The 1,733-nt window shown below is 59.8% G+C and carries 3 protein-coding genes; 1 reads left to right on the forward strand and 2 read right to left on the reverse strand.

The features are described 5' to 3' along the window. Positions 1–360 (forward strand): adenylyl-sulfate kinase (locus HX846_RS33450; RefSeq protein ID WP_178967074.1); only part of this gene is annotated, 360 nt, incomplete at its 5' end. A 168-nt stretch (positions 361–528) separates the two neighbouring features. On the opposite strand, the gene HX846_RS33455 is transcribed toward HX846_RS33450, so the two are convergent. Beyond that, positions 529–1,428 (reverse strand): acyltransferase, encoded by a 900-nt coding sequence (locus HX846_RS33455; protein WP_008432292.1) that lies wholly within the window; start codon positions 1,426–1,428, stop codon positions 529–531. Then, positions 1,429–1,733: phosphate acyltransferase (locus tag HX846_RS33460; RefSeq protein WP_256740251.1), on the reverse strand; the 305-nt coding region annotated here is incomplete at its 5' end.

Below are 1,733 nucleotides of genomic sequence, written 5' to 3' on the forward strand. Positions count from 1 at the left end.
GACCGTGCCGGGCGTACCGAGAACTGGCGTCGTGCCGCGCACGTGGCGCGTCAGTTCAACGAAGCCGGCTTGCTGACGTTGGCGGCGTTTGTTGCCCCGGATGCTGAAGGGCGTGAACAGGCCAAGGCGCTGATCGGCGGTGATCGTTTGCTGACCGTGTACGTGCAGGCTTCGCCGCTGGTGTGTGCCGAGCGTGATCCGCAAGGTTTGTACGCGGCGGGCGGCGATAACATCCCGGGTGAGTCGTTCCCGTATGACGTACCGTTGAATGCGGACCTGGTGATCGACACCCAGGCGTTGTCGCTGGAAGACAGCGTCAAGCAAGTGCTGGACCTGCTGCGCCAGCGCGGCGCGATCTAAGCTTCACGCGCGCAAAAAAGCCCGCCATGTTGGCGGGCTTTTTTATGGGGCCTTGGAAACAACTCGGTCAAATGTGGGAGCGGGCTTGCTCGCGAAAGCAGAGTGTCAGCCGCCACATGTATAGGCTGGCACACCGCATTCGCGAGCAAGCCCGCTCCCACATTTTGATCAGTGACTGGCGGGATAATCTGTGTGCAATTTGGCGAGCAGCACATCCTTCTCTTCCCACAACCGGTTGATCCAGCCCTGGAACGCCAACCGATACTCCCCATCCTGCTCATAATTCTTGCCGATAAACTCGGCCGGAATCTGCACCTCTTCAAACTGCACGACAACGTCCTTCACATTCCCGCACAGCAAATCCCAATAACCGGGGCGCCCACCAGGATAGTGAATGGTCACGTTCACCAGCGACTTCAGCTGTTCACCCATGGCATCCAGCACAAAGGCAATGCCGCCGGCCTTGGGCTTGAGCAGGTAGCGAAACGGTGACTGTTGCTGTGCATGCTTGCCCGGGGTAAACCGCGTGCCTTCGGCAAAGTTGAAAATGCCCACCGGGTTGTGGCGAAACTTCGCGCAGGTCTTGCGGGTGGTTTCCAGGTCCTTGCCTTTCTTCTCCGGGTGCTTTTCCAGGTACGCCTTGGTGTAGCGCTTCATGAACGGGAAGCCCAGTGTCCACCACGCCAAGCCAATCACCGGGACCCAGATCAGCTCTTGCTTGAGGAAGAACTTCAGCGGGCGAATGCGCCGGTTGAGCACGTATTGCAGCACCATGATATCGACCCAGCTCTGGTGGTTACTGGTCACCAGATATGAGTGTTCATAGTCCAGGCCTTCCAGGCCCTTCAGGTGCCAACGGGTGCGACACACCAGGTTCATCCAGGCCTTGTTGTTGCTGATCCAGGCCTCGTGGGTCTGGTTCATCAGCCATTCACTGAAGCGCTTGGCAAACGGCAGCGCCTTGAACAGCGCCACGATAAACAGGAACGAGCACAGCAAAATCGTATTCAACGCCAGCAACAGCGAGGCGATCACCCCGCGCACGGCGGCAGGTAGAAAATCCAGCATTTAGACATCCATAGGTCGGTTGGCGGCTTGAATCGCGGTCAATGCGATCGTGTACACGATGTCGTCCACCTGCGCCCCGCGGGGCAGGTCGTTCACCGGTTTGCGCAGGCCTTGCAGCATCGGCCCCAGGCTCACGCAATCGGCACTGCGCTGCACGGCCTTGTGGGTGGTGTTGCCGGTGTTGAGATCCGGGAACACGAACACCGTGGCCTTGCCCGCCACCAGGCTGTTGGGCGCCAGTTGCCGGGCCACGCTTTCGTTGGCGGCGGCGTCGTACTGCAACGGGCCGTCGATCAGCAGCGAGC

The sequence above is a fragment of the Pseudomonas sp. K5002 genome (genome assembly GCF_013386655.1).
GTDB lineage: Bacteria > Pseudomonadota > Gammaproteobacteria > Pseudomonadales > Pseudomonadaceae > Aquipseudomonas.